The sequence below is a fragment of the Embleya sp. L77 genome, from assembly GCF_055557415.1.
On sequence record NZ_CM145709.1, the window covers coordinates 1,531,462 to 1,550,926 of the forward strand.

At 70.5% G+C, this 19,465-nt stretch carries 17 protein-coding genes; 5 read left to right on the plus strand and 12 right to left on the minus strand.

Annotated elements, in window-relative coordinates; translation table 11 throughout:
- Positions 1-45: 45 nt before the first annotated feature.
- The 3 genes from ACZOOI_RS06175 to ACZOOI_RS06185 all read right to left on the minus strand — a co-directional run bounded on the left by ACZOOI_RS06175 (position 46) and on the right by ACZOOI_RS06185 (position 4,267).
- Positions 46-975 carry a hypothetical protein gene (locus tag ACZOOI_RS06175; protein ID WP_465279802.1) on the minus strand — a complete coding sequence of 310 codons (930 nt, stop codon included), beginning with the start codon at positions 973-975 and terminating at the stop codon, positions 46-48.
- A gap of 34 nt (positions 976-1,009) precedes the next feature.
- The gene (locus ACZOOI_RS06180; RefSeq protein ID WP_465279803.1) at positions 1,010-2,923 is read right to left on the minus strand and encodes an IucA/IucC family protein; all 1,914 of its coding nucleotides are present in this window, start codon (positions 2,921-2,923) and stop codon (positions 1,010-1,012) included.
- Positions 2,924-3,844: 921 nt separating this feature from the next.
- Positions 3,845-4,267: an ATP-binding protein gene (locus ACZOOI_RS06185; protein WP_355529513.1), complete on the minus strand. Its 423-nt coding sequence runs from the start codon at positions 4,265-4,267 to the stop codon at positions 3,845-3,847.
- Positions 4,268-4,509: 242 nt separating this feature from the next.
- On the opposite strand from ACZOOI_RS06185, the gene ACZOOI_RS06190 reads away from it, so the two are divergent.
- Both ACZOOI_RS06190 and ACZOOI_RS06195 read left to right on the plus strand, forming a co-directional pair.
- Positions 4,510-5,007 (plus strand): hypothetical protein, encoded by a 498-nt coding sequence (locus ACZOOI_RS06190; RefSeq protein WP_465279804.1) that lies wholly within the window; start codon positions 4,510-4,512, stop codon positions 5,005-5,007.
- 83 nt (positions 5,008-5,090) lie between these two features.
- On the plus strand, positions 5,091-6,653 hold the full coding sequence (locus ACZOOI_RS06195) for an MDR family MFS transporter (protein WP_465279805.1): 1,563 nt from the start codon (positions 5,091-5,093) through the stop codon (positions 6,651-6,653).
- On the opposite strand, the gene ACZOOI_RS06200 is transcribed toward ACZOOI_RS06195, so the two are convergent.
- Positions 6,615-7,142, minus strand: a complete 528-nt coding sequence (locus ACZOOI_RS06200) for a hypothetical protein (protein WP_465279806.1) — start codon at positions 7,140-7,142, stop codon at positions 6,615-6,617. The genes ACZOOI_RS06195 and ACZOOI_RS06200 overlap by 39 nt on opposite strands.
- Positions 7,143-7,292: 150 nt before the next feature.
- Between ACZOOI_RS06200 and ACZOOI_RS06205 the strand changes: the two genes are divergently transcribed.
- A complete protein-coding gene (locus tag ACZOOI_RS06205) occupies positions 7,293-7,751 on the plus strand; it encodes a hypothetical protein (protein WP_465279807.1) in 459 nt (152 codons plus the stop codon).
- Positions 7,752-7,802: 51 nt separating this feature from the next.
- The gene (locus ACZOOI_RS06210; RefSeq protein ID WP_465279808.1) at positions 7,803-9,680 is read left to right on the plus strand and encodes a protein kinase domain-containing protein; all 1,878 of its coding nucleotides are present in this window, start codon (positions 7,803-7,805) and stop codon (positions 9,678-9,680) included.
- A 22-nt stretch (positions 9,681-9,702) separates the two neighbouring features.
- Here the strand turns inward: ACZOOI_RS06210 and ACZOOI_RS06215 are convergent, their stop codons facing one another.
- Positions 9,703-10,080, minus strand: a complete 378-nt coding sequence (locus ACZOOI_RS06215; protein WP_465279809.1) for a peptidase inhibitor family I36 protein — start codon at positions 10,078-10,080, stop codon at positions 9,703-9,705.
- 202 nt (positions 10,081-10,282) lie between these two features.
- Between ACZOOI_RS06215 and ACZOOI_RS06220 the strand changes: the two genes are divergently transcribed.
- Entirely contained in the window at positions 10,283-10,783 is a 501-nt protein-coding gene (locus ACZOOI_RS06220) for an AMIN-like domain-containing (lipo)protein (protein WP_465279810.1), read from the plus strand.
- 51 nt (positions 10,784-10,834) lie between these two features.
- Here ACZOOI_RS06220 and ACZOOI_RS06225 read toward each other — a convergent pair whose 3' ends face one another.
- The 7 genes from ACZOOI_RS06225 to ACZOOI_RS06255 form a co-directional block, all read right to left on the minus strand.
- Entirely contained in the window at positions 10,835-11,461 is a 627-nt protein-coding gene (locus tag ACZOOI_RS06225; protein ID WP_465279811.1) for a class II aldolase/adducin family protein, read from the minus strand.
- Positions 11,462-11,556: 95 nt separating this feature from the next.
- Positions 11,557-13,194, minus strand: a complete 1,638-nt coding sequence (locus ACZOOI_RS06230) for a BCCT family transporter (protein ID WP_465279812.1) — start codon at positions 13,192-13,194, stop codon at positions 11,557-11,559.
- 92 nt (positions 13,195-13,286) lie between these two features.
- Entirely contained in the window at positions 13,287-15,218 is a 1,932-nt protein-coding gene (locus tag ACZOOI_RS06235) for a hypothetical protein (RefSeq protein WP_465281127.1), read from the minus strand.
- Positions 15,140-16,372, minus strand: a complete 1,233-nt coding sequence (locus tag ACZOOI_RS06240) for a hypothetical protein (protein WP_465279813.1) — start codon at positions 16,370-16,372, stop codon at positions 15,140-15,142. The genes ACZOOI_RS06235 and ACZOOI_RS06240 overlap by 79 nt, the downstream gene beginning before the upstream one ends.
- A gap of 267 nt (positions 16,373-16,639) precedes the next feature.
- Positions 16,640-17,635, minus strand: a complete 996-nt coding sequence (locus tag ACZOOI_RS06245) for an ABC transporter ATP-binding protein (protein WP_465279814.1) — start codon at positions 17,633-17,635, stop codon at positions 16,640-16,642.
- A complete protein-coding gene (locus ACZOOI_RS06250; RefSeq protein ID WP_465279815.1) occupies positions 17,632-18,441 on the minus strand; it encodes an ABC transporter permease in 810 nt (269 codons plus the stop codon). The genes ACZOOI_RS06245 and ACZOOI_RS06250 overlap by 4 nt, the downstream gene beginning before the upstream one ends.
- The gene (locus ACZOOI_RS06255; protein ID WP_465279816.1) at positions 18,434-19,288 is read right to left on the minus strand and encodes an ABC transporter permease; all 855 of its coding nucleotides are present in this window, start codon (positions 19,286-19,288) and stop codon (positions 18,434-18,436) included. Before ACZOOI_RS06255 ends, ACZOOI_RS06250 begins: the two co-directional genes overlap by 8 nt.
- Positions 19,289-19,465 lie beyond the last annotated feature (177 nt).

Below are 19,465 nucleotides of genomic sequence, written 5' to 3' on the forward strand. Positions count from 1 at the left end.
ACCGTCGGCGGCCGGTCCCACCCCTTCGGTGACCCGGCCGCGCCCTCACGGCCGCTCGGTGCTCGCCGTCGGAGAGGGGAACGCGCGCGGGTGGCTTCGCGCGGGGGTCTGGTCCCCACCCCCGTCCCCAGGCGTTCGCGCCGGACCGATCATCGGATCGATGCGCACGAGCGTGAGGTCTCCCTTGTCGAGGATGCCCGCCCGCCGTCGCGCGGCCGCCCACCGGGCGAGTTCGCGCGGACTGCCCGCCGCGGGCTCGCGGAGTTCCTCCCAGGGGCGCCCGCCTGCCAGCGCGGTGCGCAGGAACCACGCGCCGGCCGTGTCGTTGGCGACGTACAGCAGGTCGCGATCGGTCCAGGTACCGCGCGCGCAGCGCACCCGCCGTGCCACCGCCGCGGGGTCCGCGCCGTTGCTGGTCGCGACATCGGGCCGTCGGGAGGTGGGAAACACCCGCCAGAGCCGGTCGCCGCGGACCTGGAAGAGATAAGCGTCACCGAGCACCGCGGCCGCCCATTGGCCCCGTCCGGACAGCCACGGATGCGGCGCGAGGTGCGCGGCGAGTACCGCCGAGGCATGCGCTCCGCGCGCCAACTTGCGCAGTTCGTACGGCTGTACGGGCATCCCGCGTCGATCCCGCTCGACCAGGTACCGCTTGGTCAGCTCGGGCCACCGGTCCGCGGCGCGCCCCAACACGTCGGCGAAGCCCGTCCCCCCGCACAGGAGGGGAGTGGGCGCCGCGCCGCAGGCCCGCACCAGGAGTTCGGCCCAGCGCCGCGCAAGCAGGCTTTCCGCGGCGCCGTCCGCGAGAGCGACCCGAAGCGCGCCCGGCCGGTCCACTCGGGCGCGCCTGCACGCGGGTCCGGCAGGCGGCAGGAACCCGCGTCCGGCCCCGTCACCGATCCAGACCGCGTCCTCGTACTCCAGGGGTTCGCCTTCGTACCGGTGCAGCGCCAGGACCGTGACGTTCGCGCGCACCGTGCCGTCTCCTCTGTGGTGGTACGAGAACCGCTCAGCCGCGCACGTCCGCAATCGGGTTGGGGATGTCGACGTAGACGGACTGGGTCTCCAACGGGACTTCGAGTTCGTCGAGACCCGCGACGCGGGTGAGCAGATTGGCCTTGCACCGCAGTGTGGCACCGTCGAGGAGGCGGTCCATGAGCGGGCGCCCGGCAGGGTGATCCGCGCGCGTGCGGACGAGCCGGTCGCGGAAGATCGCGATCATCGCCTTTTCGTCGGCCAGCCCTTGCGCGCCCATCGCGCCGACAAGACCCAAGACGTTGTTGATCGCGAGGTAGTAGCCGAGCCGTTCGTCGATCACGTGGTCCGGGCACCACGTGCCCAGGTCCCGACCCGCGCCGGGGAGCCAACGGGCCAGCCGCGCACCCCGTTCGGCCGAGAAGTAGTAGCCCTGATTGCCGCGGTAGCGCCCGCCGATCGGACGGCCGTCCGTGTCCAGCACGACCAGGGTGTTCTGTTGGTGCGCCTCGAGCCCCAGACCATATTCGCCGTGCAGCCACAGAATCGGTGCGACCAGTACGTCGAGGTAGCGACGGAACCACGATTCGGCGGTCTCCCGCAGCGGCGTCGCGGTGCGCGCCGCGAGCGTGTACAACACCTCGGCGAGCATCGACCTGCCCCGCGGCAGGTCCGGGCGCGGCGCGGCCAGCCCGGCGATGCAGTGCACACGGTCTCGCGGGCCGAACGGGTTGTCCCGCACCACGAGTTCGAGCCCCGACTCGCCACGACCACCAGGGATGTCGACGGCGATCCAACCGAGATCGCGCAGCACGTCGAAGCCGGGGTGGGCGGAGTGCATGACGCGCTTGAGGCCGGCGTCGAGCATGCGGTGCACGGCCAGACCCCGGCGCAGTTCGCTGCGGTGGTTCTCCCGGCGGGAGTTGGTGATCTCCACGCCCAGCGAGGTCTTGAGCATGACGGGCGCCCCGGTGCGGTACACGGTGCGCAGCGAGGAGGTCGCGGACCACGCGGGCCCACCCGGGCCGAGGTCGCGAAGCAGGCCCCGCTCCAGGAGGGCGGCGACACCGGGCCTGCCCAGCACGTCGCGGGCCTGCCACGGGTGCGCCGGCAGCGCGACCATGCCCGGTGGCAGGCTCACGTCACCTTCGGCAAGCCCGGCGAGCACGACCGGTACGGGACGACCCAGGTCGCCGTCGTGAATCGCGACAGAGGGGTCGACGGCGAACCAGTGCAGTGGGAACGAACCGCGCAGTTCCGGCGAGTAGCGCGGCGACGAGGGTCCGTACATGCCTTGGCGGGACGCCGGCGAGGGGTGCATCGGGTGGCCGAGCACGATCGACTGTTCGGTGCACAGGAACGGCGTGGTTCCGGGACTGTCCTCGGGCGACTTGCGGCGCTCGGCGACGTGGTGTGCGATCCTCCGGGTCGAGTCGATCACCCGGTCGGTCATGTCGGCGATCGCGGTGATCGAGCCGACCCGCCCGTGCGCCGCCTCGATCGCAAGCAGCACGGCCAGCGTGGTTGCGTCGAGTGCGACGCCGCTGCTCAGTCGGACCGGCCCGAAGCGGTGCATGCCCGTCTCCGAGCGGTACAGGATCGGCGCGACGACGGTGCTGGCGGTCGCCGGCAGCGGAAGCCGTAAAGGACCGTCCGCCGGTACCACCGTGCCGCTTTCGCGGATGCGGCAACGCAGCAGGTTCTCGATGGCCGCGTGGTCGGCGGCACGCGCGGGCACGGGGTCGAGCAGTGGGTCGCTCGGTACGGACTCGCCGGGGCCGATGTGTCGCGCGGCGCCGAGTACCGCGCCGGGGCGCGGGTGTTCGGGTTCGAGATGGGTCGGATGGGCTCGCGGGGGCGAGGGTTCGTCCCCGGCCGGGCCCGGAGTGGGCTTTCGAGGGCTGCCCGGTCGCGCCGGCTCCGGAAGCGCCTCCGCGGATGTCGACATGTGCGGTACGTACCTCCCCTGGTCTGCACGGCCGTGGGTCGGGCTACGGTTCGAATCGTGGACGCGGCCCATTCACCGCCGCTCCGAGGGACGTTCACCGTACGGCAATCCGCCGGTTATCAGAATCATGTCCCGCATCGGGCTCCCGTGTGCGGGCTTTGCGTGATGGCAACCCCTTGTCATGATCCGAGATGTTGGCGGTCACCAACGCATCTGCAAAATCGCCCCGTTGCCGCGATGTCGTTGCCGAGCCGCCGTGGGCGGCCGTCACCACGGTACGAACGCCTCCATAAGAGCGATGTCAGGGACCGGACACGGCGGTTCCGGTGCGGTTTCGCGTTCCCCGGATGAGGACGCGCGGTCGTGACGAGCAGACCGTGACGGGTCCGTCGGCCGGTGGTGATCGTCGATGCGGGCAATCGAGCCTGGGCAGGGTGTACATCCCGCACCCACAAGGAGTTTGCGCCATTTCCGATGGATCGGGGTACTGGTGCCGAATATGGGCGCCGTAATCCCCCCGTTCCGCTGATCGTCGGCACGGTCCGTCCGCCTGCGGTTACGATACGAACGCCCCGATGTCGTAGGTGTCGAGGCTTGAACCGTGCGACGTCTCGCCTCCGGTCACGCGCTCGACCACGGGTTGCTCGGCCGACGAAGCGAGGTTCTTGCGCCGCCTGAACGTCGACCGACGGGATCGCTCGCACGTGCGTTCCACTCTCGTACAGGCCGCGGTTGTCGATGTCGCGCGGCGGCGTGGGCGACCGCGCATCCGGGGCTCTCGGACCTTGCCGGGGCGGCTCATCGGTGAACCGAGATCGATGACGGACCGACAGCGCACCCCGAGATTCGCCGGTCCTTCAATCGGGAAGGCGACGGAGCGCGAAGCGGGGAGATATCGGGAAGCCATGGGCAGGGCGGAGTTCAGGCGACCGGCCACGGCAGGATCACCCACAGGGTCTTGCCGTCCGGGTGCGCCTCGATGTGGATCTGGCCGCCGAGTTCGGTGACGATGTTGCGCACGATCAGCAGGCCTCGGCCGGAGGTGTCGTCGACCGTTTCCAACAGGGCGACCGGACGGTAGGGGTGGCGGTCGCGTACTCCCAACCACAGCCAGCCGTCGTGCACCGTACAGGTCACCGAGACCTCCGGCGAGAGTACGGCCGCGTGTTCGACGGAGTTGGTGATCAATTCGGAGGCGACCAGCTTGAGGGCGTAGCCCAGGTCGTGCCCGTAGGGCAGTCCCCAGTAGGTCAGATGGTCTGCGAGAGCCCGTCGGGCCTGGGCGACCGAGGCCGGTTGGGCGGGCAGGGTGAACCAGCAGGATCGCTCGTATCCCGTTCCCATGTCACCCCTTTCGGCACCGCGCCTCAGCGTACTGACCGGCGCGCTTGCGGGCGCACGGTTGACGATTCGTCATATCGCTACGATTCGATGATCGGTCGCGTGTGTGAGTGAAGGTCGACATGGGCAAGACCATCGCAGTCCACGTCCCTCCCGGCGTGTGATTGTGAGCGCCGAACAGCGGCATTCCTCTGCGAATGACCGGATTGTGCACGGCGCGGATTCCAGAAGGGTGACTACCTGTGGTGGAAGATCTCGATGCCGTCGAACAGGCCATGCTGGCCAACCTTCTCGACGGTCGGCGGCCTCGTCGGCGCAGCTCGGAGACGCCGTCCCGGTCCAATCGACAACACCAGCCCCCGCAGCAGCAGCGCCGTCAGGCGCAGTCGGTGCCGCGTGCGGTCATCCCGGCGCCGGCCCCCACGGCGGCACCCAATCGAGACGCTACGCGCGTTCTCGACATCGGTCGCGTCATCAAGCAGATCGACCCCCGGACCACGCCCGAGCAGCGGCACGCGATGGCGACGAGTTGGACCCAGTTGGACATGACGGCAGCTCAGGTGTTGGCCTGGCTGACCGCCGGCATCCTGCCCACCGAGTACAAGCTGGCGGCCCTGTGCCTGGAGCGGGGGCTGACCCCGCAGGACATGAAGACCCGCCTCGATGGCGTGCGCGTGGTCGAGCGGCTGCGCAGCGAGGGCGTGGACGGCGTGGTGGCGCAGCTGCGCAGCGGTGCCGCGTAGGCGGGCCGCGCCGATGAGCATCGCAGGACCGGCCGGTTGATGATCATTGACATGGTTCATTACCAAGCCTAGCTTTTAGCGATGTGAAGGATTCGGGGGCGGGGTCCGCCGCCCCACATACTCTGACGCACCGCCAGATCTTGCTGGTCTTCTGCGGGTTGATGCTCGGCGTCATGCTGGCATCGCTCGACGCGACCATCGTCTCGACGGCGATGCCGACGATCGTTGCCGACCTCGGCGGGCTCGAACACCTGGCGTGGGTGACCACCGCGTACACCCTCGCCACGGCCGTCTCGATCCCGCTGTACGGAAAGCTCGGTGACGTGCACGGCCGCAAGCGGCTGTTCCAGTTCGCCATCGTGGTGTTCCTCGCAGGCTCGATGTTGTGCGGCACCGCGCAGTCGATGGGCGCGCTGATTGCCTTCCGGGCGGTCCAGGGGCTCGGCGCAGGCGGGCTCATGAGCAACGCGCAGGCGATCATCGGCGACCTGGTGCCGCCCGCGGAACGTGGTCGCTACCAGGGCTTCATCGCGTCCACGGTCGCGTTCTCGACCGTGTGCGGGCCGCTGATCGGCGGCTTCTTCACGGAGGCGCTGTCGTGGCGATGGGTGTTCTACGTGAACATCCCCCTGGGTGCGGTGGCGCTGATGGTCACGTCCGTGGTGCTCAGACTGCCGCGCAAGGCCTACGTCAAGCGGCCGTTCGACGGCTCCGGTCTCGCTCTGCTTACCTGCGGGACCAGTGCCCTGATCCTGTTCACGAGTTGGGGCGGGACACAGTTCGCCTGGATCTCCGCACCGAGCCTGGTGCTGGCGGTGACGGCGGTCGGCATGCTCGCCGGTTTCGTATGGGTCGAACGGCGTGCAGCCGACCCGTTGATTCCCTTGCGGCTGCTCTCGCGCAACACGATCGTGCGGGTGGCGTGTCCGCTGACGATGGTCACCGGCTGTCTGACTCTCGGGATGAGCACGTTCCTGCCGATCTACCAACAGATCGTGCGCGGTCACGGTCCGACCGAATCGGGGTTGCTGCTTGCGCCGATGATGCTCTCGATGATGGTGTGCTCGACGCTGTCGGGTCGGTTGATCTCGCGGATCGGCAAGTACAAGCGCTTTCCCGTGATCGGCACGCTGCTCGCCGCGGCCGGACTCGTGGTGTTGTCCCTGCTGGGCACGGACAGCCCGTACTGGCATCTGCTGATCGGGCTGATGGTGCTGGGCTTCGGGCTCGGCACGATCGGACCGGTGACCACACTCGCGGTGCAGAATTCGGTCGAGCAGTCGGACATCGGCGTGGCCACCGGCCTGAATTCGTTCGCCCGCTCGATCGGTTCGGCCCTGGGCGCGGCCGTGCTCGGTGCGGTGTTCGCACACGGGCTGGCGGACGGAGTCGGGGGCAGCGGTGCAGGCGAGACCGGCATGGGGGTCACCCGGAAGGCGATCGACGCATTGCCGCCGGCGCAACGGGAGGCGACGTTGGTCGGATTCGCCGACGCTCTCGACGCGGTGTTCCTGGCGGCCGTCCCGATCGCGGTTCTCGGCTTCGTGCTGGCGTTGATGTTGCGGGAGATCCCGTTGCGTCGGGGGCCGAAGCACCTCACGGCCGGGTCAGCGGCCACCGAACACAAGCTGTCCGAGGCCGGCTGACAGGTCGCGCAGGTCTTCCGCCGCATCCCAGGCCCAGTGGTTGGGATTGCCGGCGAGCGCTTCGTCGGTTTCCAGTCGGCGCAACGCGAGCCCTGCCAGGTCGAGGACCAGGTCGTGCTCGCCCTGGCCGTTGAGTCGATTCAGGACGACCACGACGTCGCAAACGCGCCGGGTGAGGCTGCGTTCGGGAATGCCTGCGATCAACCGGGCGAGGCCGTAGCCGGCCATCAGGCCCAGGATCATGCCGCGTATGGCCGACAGATCGCGCCGTTCCCTGGCCGGTTCGAAGCGGCGCCACCAGCGCACCCACGCCTCGGGCTCGGTGGTCGCGCGAGCCTCGATCGCGGTCCGGCGCGGCGGCCCGAACGCCGACCGCACGGATCCGGCGAGCATCAGCCGTTCCAGGGCCGCGTCCACCGCGACCTCCAATTCGGGGCGCGTCGTCGATCGCGCGGAGATTCGGGTCTGTTCGGCGGCGGTCGATGCCATCGTCGTCATGCGATGTATTGGAGCGGAGTGTTACGTTGCCCCGCCCGGCGATCACTCGAACGAGGGACACTGTCTCGCATGAACGAGTGGGAGCTGTGGCGCCGGGACGACACCAGCGCTCGTTTCCGGATCCGGGGCTGTGCCGATCGTATGGCTGCGATCGCCGGCCGCTTGGTAATCGAGGCCGGAATGCCGCACAAGCAGCTGTACCGGGTGGCGGGGCCGCCTACCCCGACCTGTCCGACACCGGGCGCCGCGGCAGAGCGGATCCAGGCCCTGTCGGCGGACCGCGAGCCGACGGCCGCCGCGTTCCTCGCGGCCTTTCGGTACATGGGGGCATCGCTGCGGGACGACCGCCGCCTCGAACCCGACACGGTCGCTGCTTTGTTCCAGGTCGCGTGGGAGCACGCCGAGACCGGACCGGCGCGCGGATGCGAATCCGACCCCGCGTGCGCACCCGCGGGCGAAGGCGAGCCGGTGCAGGCACCGGCGCTCGACCGCGCTCGGGACCATCGCGTCCACGCGGCGGCGTTTTTGCGGGCTTGGGACCCGAACGCCGGTCTGCGCCGGCAGGATCTGCTCGACCTCGTGACGCGCGTGCCGCACTGACGGCGGTCCGGCGCCCGGGGGCGTGGGCACTCATCGACTCAGGGGGAATCGATGCGCGAGCTTCAGGCAGGGGACCCGACTCGGATCGGGCCGTACTCGATCCATGGTCGGCTCGGCGCCGGCGGCATGGGGCGCGTCTACCTCGGCCGTTCGCCCGGCGGGCGGCCGGTCGCGGTCAAGGTCATTCATGCCGAACTGGCCCAGGACCCCGACTTCCGGGCCAGGTTCCGGCGCGAGATCGACGTCGCCAGGCGGGTGCAGGGCTTCTTCACCGCGCCGGTCCTGGACGCCGATGCGGACGCGGACGAGCCGTGGCTGTCCACCGCCTACATACCCGGGCCGTCGCTGCACGCCGCGGTCGCCGAGCAGGGTCCGCTGCCCGCCGAGGCCGTGCGCGTGCTGGCCGGTGGCCTCGCCGAGGCTCTGGCCGCGCTTCACACCGCCGGGGTCGTGCACCGCGATCTGAAGCCCTCCAACGTGCTGCTGGCCCAGGACGGTCCGCGCGTGATCGACTTCGGCATCTCGCGGATGGGTGAGCAAACCGCGCTTACCCGCACCGGCAGCACCATCGGCTCTCCCGGCTACCTCGCCCCCGAGCAGGCCCTCGACGGGGAAGTGGGACCGGCCGGCGACGTGTTCGCCCTCGGCGGCGTGCTGGTCCACGCGTCGACGGGTCGCCCGCCGTTCGGCGGCGGCCGGGTGGAGGCGGTCGTGTATCGCGTGGTCCACGGCGAGCCGGATCTGGACGGCGTCCCCAGCGAGTTGCGCGGCCTGATCCAGTCCTGTCTGGCCAAGGACCCTGCGGACCGCCCGCCCGCCGCGCAGGTGTTGACCTATCTCCAGGAACTCGGCGTCGACGCGCACGCGGCCCCCGATGCCTGGCTCCCGGAAGCCGTCACCACGATGCTCCCGGCGCATCAGGCCCCCATCGGTGGCCCAACCGAGGGGACGCCCGCGTCGGCCCGCCCGTCCGCCTCCCCACCGTCGCCGGGACCGCTCGCCGATCCCCCGCCGCTGTCGTCCACACGTGCGCAATCCGTGCACACGTTCCACGCGACGCCTCCGCCGCCGTTAGCACCTGCGGCCCATCCCTCGGCGCACCACCTCCCTCCCGCCCTACCGCCCCCGCCCGAGCCCCGCAGTCGCGGTCGTGCCGGGCCGATCGTCGCGGCAGTGGCGGCCTGCCTGCTGGCCGTCGGTACTGCGGTGGCCGTGCCGAATCTGGTCCACGACGACGCACCGGCCGCTGCCCGCAAGACGGGTTTGCCGACCACGAAGACCGCCGCGGGCGGCACCACCGTCTCGACTGCCGCCTCACCCGCAGGCACCTCACCGGCAGGCGCCACACCTCCTGCCTCGGCCTCGCCCACCATCCCCGGGGCGCGGCCTCCGGCGGTACCTCCGAGTGCGGCCGGTGAGACCCGGCGCAGCCTCCAGGGCATCACGTTCGTCGTGCCCGCGGGCTGGACGGTCGAGCAGGGCGCGGATGGCCCCCACGTGATGTGTGTGCTGCCGCCCGCCACGCTCCTGGGCCGCCCCGGTGACGGCTGCGCGGTGGACGGTGTGGAGATCCGCCTGCCCGATCCGCCCGGTGACGAGTGGGGACGGACGCTGGACCTCGAATCCGGATCCGGCTGGGTCTGGCAGGGCGACGCCTGGTGCCGCGGGGCAATACCCCGCGGCACCGCGATGACCACGTCCTCGACGATCGTCGAACGCGGGTTCCGCCCGGTCGGGCCCAAGACCGCCGACTACCGGCGCTGGTCGGCCGGTTGCGACAACGGCTCGACGTACCACCCTCGGGTGTGGTGGTTGCCGGTCACGAAGGTCTCCATCGAGACCTTCGCGATGCCGCCGAGTCTGGACGCGACGGTCGACCGGATCGTCGCGTCCTTCGATTTCTCGGGCTATTCGGGAGCCCAGAGATGACGATCGTCTGCCGTCACCACCGTCACGGCTTCTCCCAGATCTGGAAGGCCCGCACCGTGAAGGGAACGTCGGGCACGAAGACTCCCTCGCCCGGATATGTGCTGAAGTCCCCTTCCGTGGCGCACTCCCTGCTCTGATACATCGTCACGTAGCGATCCATGCGGTTCGCGAAGGACAGTGCGTCGACCCCGGCGGGCAATGACACGCACTGCTCGACGTTGGCGCCGCTCAGTTCGAAGGTCGCCGCCGGCGCACCCGCAAAGCCCGGCTCGGTCCAGAAGCACACCTGCCCGGGGGCGCACGAGGCTGCCGCAGCCGATCCGGCGGAGGCGCTCGGCGCCCCCACGGCGGTCAACAGGCTCGTGGTCAGGGCCAGCGCGCAGACAAGGCGACGTCGCATGCGATTCATGAGAACTTCCCCGTTCGTCGAATCCGTGCCCCGGTTCCGACGTGTGTCCAGGGTTGCTCATGAAGGGGCGAAGTGCGGGCGAACGGGCGTGGATTTACCTCGAAAGAGTGCATTGAAGATCGACATCGCCCATCTCGGAACCAGAGTGCGAAACGTTTCGTCGCTGTATATATCGGCTCATTCGGAGGCTGTCATGGCTGTTGTATCCGTCCCCCGTCGCCATCTCGTCCGCTCCGCACTCGGCGTCGCCGCCGTCGTCGGCATCGCCGCCACCACCGTGTTGTCGGGCACCGCCCAGGCCGCCGGCACCACGTACCTGACCAACATCCGCACCGGGCAACACGCGACTTTCGACCGTGTGGTCCTCGACTTCTCCGCCGGCGTGCCCGCCTACGGCGTCACCGGCACCAGTGGCCTGGAACAGTGCGCCAGCGGGAAGCCGGTCAGCTTCCCGAACAGCGCCGAGTACGTCGAGTTGGACATCGCGAGCGCCGCTCACGACGACAACGGCAATGCGACCTACACCGGCCCGCGCACCGTGGTGACCAACATGCCCTCGCTCACCGGGTACGCGGTCACGTGCGACTTCGAGGGCAAGCTCAAGGTCGGCATCGGCTACAAGAGCAACGTCCAGCAGGTGGTCACGTCGGTTCTGACCAATCCGAGCCGGATCGTGATCGACGTCAAGCGCTGACCGACGGCCGGGCCGGGGTACGCCGCGGCCCGGCCCGTACGGATCGCCGGTCTACGCCATCCGTTGTTCGACCGCCGCCAATTCGGCGGCGGTCAGCACGTTGGGCGTACCCACGGTGAGTGAGCGCACGTAGACCTCACACAGCCACTCCAGGATCCTGGTGCGGTCGTACGCCTCGATCAGATCCCGTCCCAGGGTCACGCCCCCGTGGTTGGCCAGCAGCGCCCCGCTTCGGCCACCCGCGAGCGCCGCTCGCACCGAGTCCGCCAGCTCCGGGGTGCCATAGGTCGCGTACGGGGCGACCCGCACATCGTGGCCGCCGAGCAGCAGCACGTTGTAGTGGATCGCCGGCAACACCGGCAGGGTCGTCGCCACCACCGCGCCGAACACCGCGTGGGTGTGCACCACGGCCCCGGCGCGCGGGTCGCTCTCGTACAGCGCGAGGTGCATCGGCGTCTCGGAGGACGGCGCCCGCGTGCCCTCCACGACCGCCCCCGACAGGTCCACGACCGCGCACTCCGCCGGCGTGATGCGCTCCAGCGGGGCGCCGGAGGGGGTGATCGCGATCAGCGGGCCGCGGCGCACGCTCAGGTTGCCCGAGGCACCGACCACCAGGCCGCACTCGACGATCCGGCGTCCGAAATCGCACAGTTCGCGACGCTCGTCCTCCAACAGCACCGAGGCCTCCCGACCGGGATGCGCCCGGATTCGCCGACACCATCACGACCGATCGGGCCGACATCGCCCGAACGGATCCAATCAGATCGGCGTGCTCAGATCCCACCGTGGTGTCGGTGGAAGGCCTCCGCCTCGACGTCCTCGCGCTCGTCCCCCACGGCCGTACGCACCGCCTCCGACAATCCGCGCGCCCGCATGCGCCTCGGTCCCGCCGCGACCATCGGGTCGCTGTTCAGGTCCTTCAGCAAGGCCACGCACAGTGCGAGCATCACCAGCACGAACGGCAACGCCACCAGGATGGTCGCCTGTTGCAGCGATTCGAGGCCGCCGGCGACCAGGAGTACGGCCGCGACCGCGCCGATCAGCGCACCCCACCCGACCACCAGCCAACGCGCCGGCTTGAGTGATCCCCGACTGGTCAGCGAACCGAGCACGAGCGAGGCGGAGTCGGCTCCGGTGACGAAGTACAGCGCGACCAGCACCATCGCCACCATCGCGGTGACGGCGTACAGGGGCAGCGCGTCGAGCATCGCGAACAGGCCGGACTCCGGCCCCTCGGCGACCTTGGCGACCAGGTCGGCCGCGCCGGTCTGTTGCAGGCGCAGCGCGGTTCCGCCCATCACCGCGAACCAGACCGTGCTCGCCGCGCTCGGTACCAGCAGCACGCCGATCACGAATTGACGAACCGTGCGGCCCCGCGAGATGCGTGCGATGAACGTGCCCACGAACGGGGCCCAGGACAGCCACCATGCCCAGTAGAAGATCGTCCACGTGCCCATCCACGCGTCGCCGCCGAAGGTGCCGGTACGGGTCGCGAGGGTCAGCAGGTCGTTGAGATAGCTGCCGACGGACGCGGGCAGCACACCGAGCACGTACACCGTCGGCCCGACCACGAACACGAACAGCATGAGTACCAGCGCGAGCAGCACGTTCGCGGTACTGAGCCACTTGACGCCGCGATGGATCCCACTGAAGGCGGACACCACGAAGGCGGCTGTGAGCGCGATGATGATCACCACGTGCAGCGTCGAGGTGTCCTTGATGTCGGTGGTCAGGTCCAGGCCCTTGGCAACCTGGAGAGCGCCGAGCCCCAGGCTTGTGGCCGAGCCGAACACGGTCGCGAAGATGGCGAGCAGGTCGATCGCTCGCCCGGGCGCGCCGTCCGCGTGCCGGCCCAGAAGCGGTACGAACGCGGCGCTGACCCGGTTTCCGCGACCGCGCCGAAACGTCGCGTAGGCGAGGGCGAGGCCGGCGATCGCGTAGATCGCCCACGGGTGCAGCGTCCAGTGGAACAGCGTCCATTCGAGCGCGGCGCCGGCCGCACGTGGGGTCTGCGGGACCGCGCCCGAGGCCGGCGGCGGAGTGGCGAAGTGCTGGATGGGTTCGGCGACCGCGTAGAACATCAAGCCGATGCCCATGCCGGCGCTGAACATCATCGCGACCCAGGCACCGGTGCCGAACTCCGGTTCGTCGTCGTCCTTGCCCAACCTGATCCGGCCGTACTTGGACGCGGCGATGAACACTGCGAGCACGACGAAGGCGTCGGCGGCGACGACGAACAGCCAGCCGAAGTTGCGGATCGTCCAATCGAGTCCGGTCGACGCCGCGGTCTCGAGCGAACCCTTGGCGAAGACGCCCCACAGGACGACGGCGAGTACGGCGGCGAAGCCGATGCCGGCGACGACCGGGTCCACCCGAGGCGCGGCAGCGGCGTCCCGGCTCGATCCGCTCACTGAATCGTCCTCTTCGTCCGGTCACATGCCACACGACATGGTGCGGCCTCGCGGATCGGGAAATGCGGGGCGCGCCGGGCTCCGCCCCCGCATCACTCCTTTGTCGCAGCCACCCCGGTGGCGTGTGCCGCGGACCGGTACAGCGCCACGATCTGCCGGATCTGCCGGTCGGGGTCCCGGATCCAGTCCCCACTCCACAGGCGATACACGACCCACCCCCGCTCCTCCAGACGGGCCGGCCGCAACCATTCGCGCTCGCGCACGGACGGCTCCGCACGGTAGGCCGCGCTGCGATCGGTCTCGATCGCAACCACCATCCGCCTCGGCGGACCCGCACCTGCTGGTGCGCTTGCGGGCGCGTTTGCGACCTCGCTGTCGCCGTGGCAGGCGCCTGGGCCCGCGACCGCGCGTGTACCCGGGTGACCTGCGAGTGCGACCGCTGTCTCGTCCGAATCCGCGCCTGTGGCGTCGACCGGGTATCGACATGCGGTGGCTCGGGCCCGCAAGCCGTCGAGGGTGCGTGCGCCCGCGCGTTGGCCTGCACCCGCAGCCGTACCCGGATCCGCCGGAGGTCCCGGCAGCGCGATCACGACACCCGCACGCCCCCCGAACTCATATATCGGTTCGAGACCGGCCGCCCGCAACCGATCGAGCACATCGGCGTGGAACGCGTCCGGGGCTCCGGTCGCGCCCGCGCCCGCACCGACCCTGCTGCCGCGCGCGCCTGCGCCCGCAGCCGCGACCTCACCCACCACCGCTCCGCGCCCGCCGGTTGCCGCGTGCCGCAGCACCGTTCGCAACAGCCGAGCCCCCGGCGCCCGCAGCCGTGCCGAATCGAGTTCGGCCTCCTCGAACGTGGTCATCACGACCAGTCGCCGGCGTGCCCGTGAGACCGCCGAGGCCACGAGTGCGTCCCCGCCGGGCATGGTGGCCGCACCGAATCGATGGATCAGGCGTCCTTCGGCGTCTCGCTTCGCCCCGACGCTGAGGAGCACCGTGTCCCATTCGCCCCCGTGCAGGACCGCCGCCCGCTCCACCGCGAACTCCTCGTCGGCGCGCCCCGTCGCCAGTGCGGACCGAATGCGCCGCGCCTGCGACCCGCCCAGGGTGACGATCGCAAGGGTTTCCTCGGGATACCGCGCCCGGTACGACCGGGCCGTGGCGACCACTTCCGCAAGGTCGTGTGCGCCGGTCACGATGTGCCGTACCGCCGCCTCCTCGCCCCGCACGCCCGGAAGCCGTGCCGCCGGCAGCACGCCCGGCACTGTAAGCCGTTCGTCGAGAGGGCGGTGTGTGTATGCGATCCGAACCGGCTCGACGAACCGGCTCACCGACGCGAGGGCAGAGCGCAGGTCGCCTTCGGAGCCGGGATCACCAGGCTCGCCCGGCCCGTCGGGATCGCCGAGTCCCGGCCCCGTCGGGTCCCCGAACAACACGACGCGACCCGCCCGCAACAAAGCCGGAATCACGTCGCGTTCGCTCACGAGCCCGGCGTCGTCGATCACCACCAGGTCGAAGTACGCCGTGTCCGGCAATCGCCGAACATCGCGAGGCGACATCACCCTCACGTTTGCGTCCGCCGACACATCCGACGGGCGCCTCCGCGTCCTCGGCCCCGGCCCGGCGGCAGCGGCCGCAGTCGCCCGCGTGCGATACCGATGCACGTGCGCCTGCAGGCCCACCACCCCGCCGGGCGCGCCGCCGGTGCAGGCGTGGGCCAGCGACGTGTACAGGAATCGCTCGTACTCGTCCGCGATCCGCCCCGGCGACACGCCGCGCGCCGTCAGATCCGCCATCAGGGGCCCGAGGCCGGCGGTCGCGAGATCGCGGTACGACCGACAGCGATCCGCGAGCCGCTCCCAGGACGCCCCGTCCGCCGAGATCGATTCGGCCAGTCGGTCGAGCCGCGCGCCGACCTCGGACAGCGAGGTGTCCACCGGCAGGTTCAGGATCGGGAACAACGACGTCGCGTAGCCCGCCAGTGCCTGCCCTTCGCGTTCCGAATCGGCCCACGCCAGGACCATCCTCCGCAGGAACGCCGGTTCCGGCACCCCACCGGACTGGGCTCGGAAGAGCCGGTGCAGGGTCCGCGCCTCGGCCAGGGTGAGCCGCATGGCGGCCCGGTCGGGAAGCGGGTGCGGTCGCGCAGATAGCGGCGCGCCGCGGGTCGGCCGTACCAGTGCGTGGCCGCGAGCAGTTGTCGCATCGAGTACGGCCCCGCGAGGATTTCCGGGTCGACGGCGATCGAGAACTCGCGCAGCCGCTTGGCGAGCACCAGGCACGCGGTCCACTCGGCGAGGTCGCGCGGTTCGGGCCGATCGGCGTGCAACCGCGCCCCGGAGGCGCCGGCTCGGATCTCCCGGAAGCGGGCGCGCAGTTCGGCGATCTCGCCGACGGCGGTCCGGGCCTGCTCGGGCGTGTCGATCCGAACACCGTGCCAGGCCGCATCGCGCAGCCCACCCGCGTGTGCGAACCGTTCGAGTTCGCGACCGAGCCGACGGGCCTCGTCCGGGTCGAGCGCGGACGCGACCTCCCGATCGAGCACCGGCCCGGTCCAGGGCGGCCGTCCGATGAGGTGATCCTGAATCCCGCCCAGTGTCGATCCCCAGGCCCCGTACGGCTCGACCATCGAACGCAGATGCCGGTCCAACAACGACCCGTCCGCGTCACCATCCGACGCGGCGCCGAGCCCGGCCCCCGCCCGCGCACCCACACCCGCACGGGCCGCATCGCCACCGCCCACACCCGCACCCGCGCCCGCGCCCGCAAGGCCACTCGTCACCCCGGCCCGCGCGAGTTCCTCCCACAACCGCCGCGCCCCGTACCGCTGCCGTGTCACGACCAACACGCGCCCGCCTGCGTCCTGCTCGCGCCGGACCACCATCGCGGCGGTCCTGGTCTTGCCGGTGCCGGCCGCCCCCACCACGACCAGGGCGGGAGGACGGGCAGACGCAGCGGCGAGTACCCGTATCTGGTCCGGGTCGGCGTCGCCCACCCACCCGGCCACCGCCGCATCGGGTTCCGCCGCCCGCAGCGTCGTCGCGGCCCCGGCCAAGGCCGCGACGACGCCCTCGCGAGCGAAGTACCAGCGATGTCCCGGATCGGCCGGCAATGGAAAACGTCCGGCCGCCCACCGCGACAACGCGGCACCGACGACCTCATCCCGACTGCGCGTCATGTCCCGTCCCCCTCGGGAAGACTCTCTCCCGAGACGCCACCCTCCCGCAGGGGGCAATCCCTCAAACCGGGTGCCAGCGCGACGCCCGGCCCGAGAGTCGCCCACGGCTCGGCGCGGGAGCCCGATCGGATCACGACCGAAGCCCGCAATCCACAATTCACCAACCACGACCGGTCACCGGTCACCGGTCACGGTTGACCACCAACGGCTCGGTCCCCAGGCCGCCACCCGGCCCTGGCCACGGCGGCATCAACGAAATGCCGCCCCTCATCCCCGATACAGCCGCGCAACCACCTCCTCGATCGTGGGCTCCCGCACGGACACGTCCCGCAGTCCCCCGTCGCGCGCGATCCTGGCGATCAGCTCCCCCGCCGGCACGCCGTCCAAGGCGAAGGTGATCCGTCTGCCGTCGGCCTCGATCGCCTCGATCGTGATCCCGGGCGTGTGCACGTCCAGCGCACGCGCCTCGTCCAGGTCGACGACCACTCGCCGGCGCGAGCCGTAGCGTGCGTGCAGGGCCTCCAGCGTCCCGTCGTGCACGACCTGGCCGCGGTCGATCACGATCAGCCGCCGGCACAGGTGCTCGATGTCGGCGAGGTCGTGTGTCGTCAGCACGGTCGTCACGTCCCCGCGCGTGCCGATCTCGGCCAGGAAGGCGCGCAGCGACTGCTTGCTCACCACGTCGAGTCCGATTGTCGGCTCGTCCAGGAACAACACGTCCGGCCCGTGCAGGAGCGCGGCCGTGATCTCGCCGCGCATGCGCTGCCCGAGCGAGAGTTGGCGCACGGGCGTGTCCATGAACTCGTCCAGTTCGAGCATCGCCCGGCACTGCCGGAGCCGGGCCTGATGCTCGGCGTGCGGCACGGCATAAACGAATCCCAGCAACCGGAACGATTCCCGCAGGGGCAGATCCCACCACAGCTGCGAGCGCTGGCCGAAGACCACCCCGATCCGACGGGCCAGCCGGCGTCGACGGGGCACCGGTTCCAGGCCGCAGACCCGCACGTGTCCGGAGGTGGGCGTCAGGATGCCGGTCATCATCTTGAGCGTGGTCGATTTGCCTGCCCCGTTGGGTCCGATGTAGCCGACCGTCTCGCCTCGCGCGATGCTCAACGCGACGCCGTCCACAGCGGCCACCGTCCGGGATTCCCGGCGGATTCGGCCGACCTTGCGCCGGACGGTGAACTCCTTGCGCAGATCGCGCACTTCGATCATCGTCTCGGTGTCGGTCCCGATCGCGGTCATGGTCTCGGTCGCGGTCACGATCCCGTACTCCTGTAGTGCCGAATCCCCGTCCGCCACATCAGCAGCGCGATCAGCCACGCGCATGCGGCGACGGCCGGGGAAAGCCAGGCGAGCCAGTCCGGCCCGCCGAGTGGATCCGCGTGCCCCGTCAGGAACAGCGCGGGGTGGTACCCGACCAGCGCGAGGCCGACCCCATAGCCGAACACCCGGCGCAGCAGCCCCGGGTAGATCGTCGCCGGGTAGCGGGCGAACTCCCTGCCGCCGTAGGTGAACGCGTTGGCGATCTCGCCGGATTCGACGAACCAGAACGCGACGCAGGCGCCCAATACGAACACCGCGGCGAACAGCGCGCAGCCTGCGACCGGGGTCAGTACGAGCATCAGGACGCGGGCCGGCGTCCAGTGCAGATCGGCGTACACGAGGACGACCACGAGCAGCACCCACGACTGCGCGACCCGGCCGATTCGGCGCAACGCGAAGTCGGTGGCGAGCAGTTGCGGCAACACGCGCAAGGGGCGGACCAGGACCGCGTCGAGCGTGCCCTTGCGCACGTACAGCGACAGTCGTTCGACATTGCCGACGATCAGGTCCGCGAGGTCGAAGGCGAACACCGCGAGCGCGGACATCACGAGCACCTCGCGCAGTCCGAACCCGCCCACGGTCGGCGAGACCCGGAACACCACCAGGACGACCGCGGCCTCGACGAGTGTGCTCAGCGCGGAGGACGCGACGTCGACGCAGAACGACGTGCGGTACTGGGTCTGGCTGCGGATCTGGGCCTGCACCAGGCGCACGTACGCCTGGAGCACACTCGGCTCAGCCACCCTGGATCACCAGCTTGTCGGTCGCGGCCCGCTGCACGCGCAGGACGAGGGGCACCAGGATCGCGACCCAGACCAGTTGCAGTACGACACTGCCGATCTGCTGTGCGGGTCCCGGGCGTTCGACCACGACGTCGAGCGGGATCTGGAACAGGCCGGGGAAGGGAGTGCCGAACCACAGCACCGCCTGGGCCCAGTCGGGCAGGAAGCGCAGCGGAAAGAAGGATCCGGCCAGTACGCCGGAGGCCAGCATCCACATGGCACCCAGGCCGCGATCGTCGAGGAGCCAGAACGCGCCGAGGTTGACGAGATAGCGCAGGGTGAAGCTGAGAATCGTGCCCATGATCAGCGAGAGCACGAACAGCGGGATCGTGTAGGGGCGTTGTGGGATGTACATGGTGAACATCAGCGCGCCGGCGAGCACGGGTACCAGCATTCGGGCGAGCACCGCGTAGGCGGCCCGGCCGAGGTCGGCGGCCAGAAATGCCTCGAACGGGTCGATCGGGCGCAGCAGGTCGGAGGTCACGTCGCCGCTGCGCACGCGGTCGGCGAGTTCGTTCCAGGACCAGGCGTTTACGACGCTGAGAACGCCCTGACCGACCCAGACGTAGGTGGCGAGTTGGGCGGCGTCGTAGCCGCCGGGCCGGCGTCCGTCCTCGGCGAGGGCGCGCATCAGGGAGTAGATCATCACACCGAAGACGATGTTGGTGAACAGGCCGGCGAGGGCGGCCTGCCGGTAGGTGGACCAGCGGCGGAAGCCCGCGCCGAAGAGCGCGCCGAAGCGGTACAGCCGGGCTCTCCGGTCCGGCGGGTGGTCGACCCGCAGTGGGCACGCGAAAGCGAACGTCATGGTGAAATCCCTTTCCCCGGGCAGCGTGCGGCGTCGGCGGGGCCGACGGGACACGCGACTCCGGGCATACCGAAGTGACCTCGGTCGGAGGTGTGGGGATGCTCACTCTTGGTTTCGTTGCGCCGAGCCTGATGCGTGTCGAACGCCGGCCCCGGCCCGCAACACCCCGGGCAAGGC

What these genes read in the sequence shown, in the direction of transcription:
- ACZOOI_RS06180 (WP_465279803.1), bottom strand. Translation starts at nt 2,923, where the DNA reads ATGTCGACATCCGCGGAGGCGCTTCCGGAGCCGGCGCGACCGGGCAGC.
- ACZOOI_RS06185 (WP_355529513.1), bottom strand. Translation starts at nt 4,267, where the DNA reads ATGGGAACGGGATACGAGCGATCCTGCTGGTTCACCCTGCCCGCCCAA.
- ACZOOI_RS06200 (WP_465279806.1), bottom strand. Translation starts at nt 7,142, where the DNA reads ATGGCATCGACCGCCGCCGAACAGACCCGAATCTCCGCGCGATCGACG.
- ACZOOI_RS06205 (WP_465279807.1), top strand. Translation starts at nt 7,293, where the DNA reads ATGGCTGCGATCGCCGGCCGCTTGGTAATCGAGGCCGGAATGCCGCAC.
- ACZOOI_RS06210 (WP_465279808.1), top strand. Translation starts at nt 7,803, where the DNA reads ATGCGCGAGCTTCAGGCAGGGGACCCGACTCGGATCGGGCCGTACTCG.
- ACZOOI_RS06215 (WP_465279809.1), bottom strand. Translation starts at nt 10,080, where the DNA reads ATGCGACGTCGCCTTGTCTGCGCGCTGGCCCTGACCACGAGCCTGTTG.
- ACZOOI_RS06220 (WP_465279810.1), top strand. Translation starts at nt 10,283, where the DNA reads ATGGCTGTTGTATCCGTCCCCCGTCGCCATCTCGTCCGCTCCGCACTC.
- ACZOOI_RS06235 (WP_465281127.1), bottom strand. Translation starts at nt 15,218, where the DNA reads ATGGTCCTGGCGTGGGCCGATTCGGAACGCGAAGGGCAGGCACTGGCG.
- ACZOOI_RS06240 (WP_465279813.1), bottom strand. Translation starts at nt 16,372, where the DNA reads ATGACGCGCAGTCGGGATGAGGTCGTCGGTGCCGCGTTGTCGCGGTGG.
- ACZOOI_RS06255 (WP_465279816.1), bottom strand. Translation starts at nt 19,288, where the DNA reads ATGACGTTCGCTTTCGCGTGCCCACTGCGGGTCGACCACCCGCCGGAC.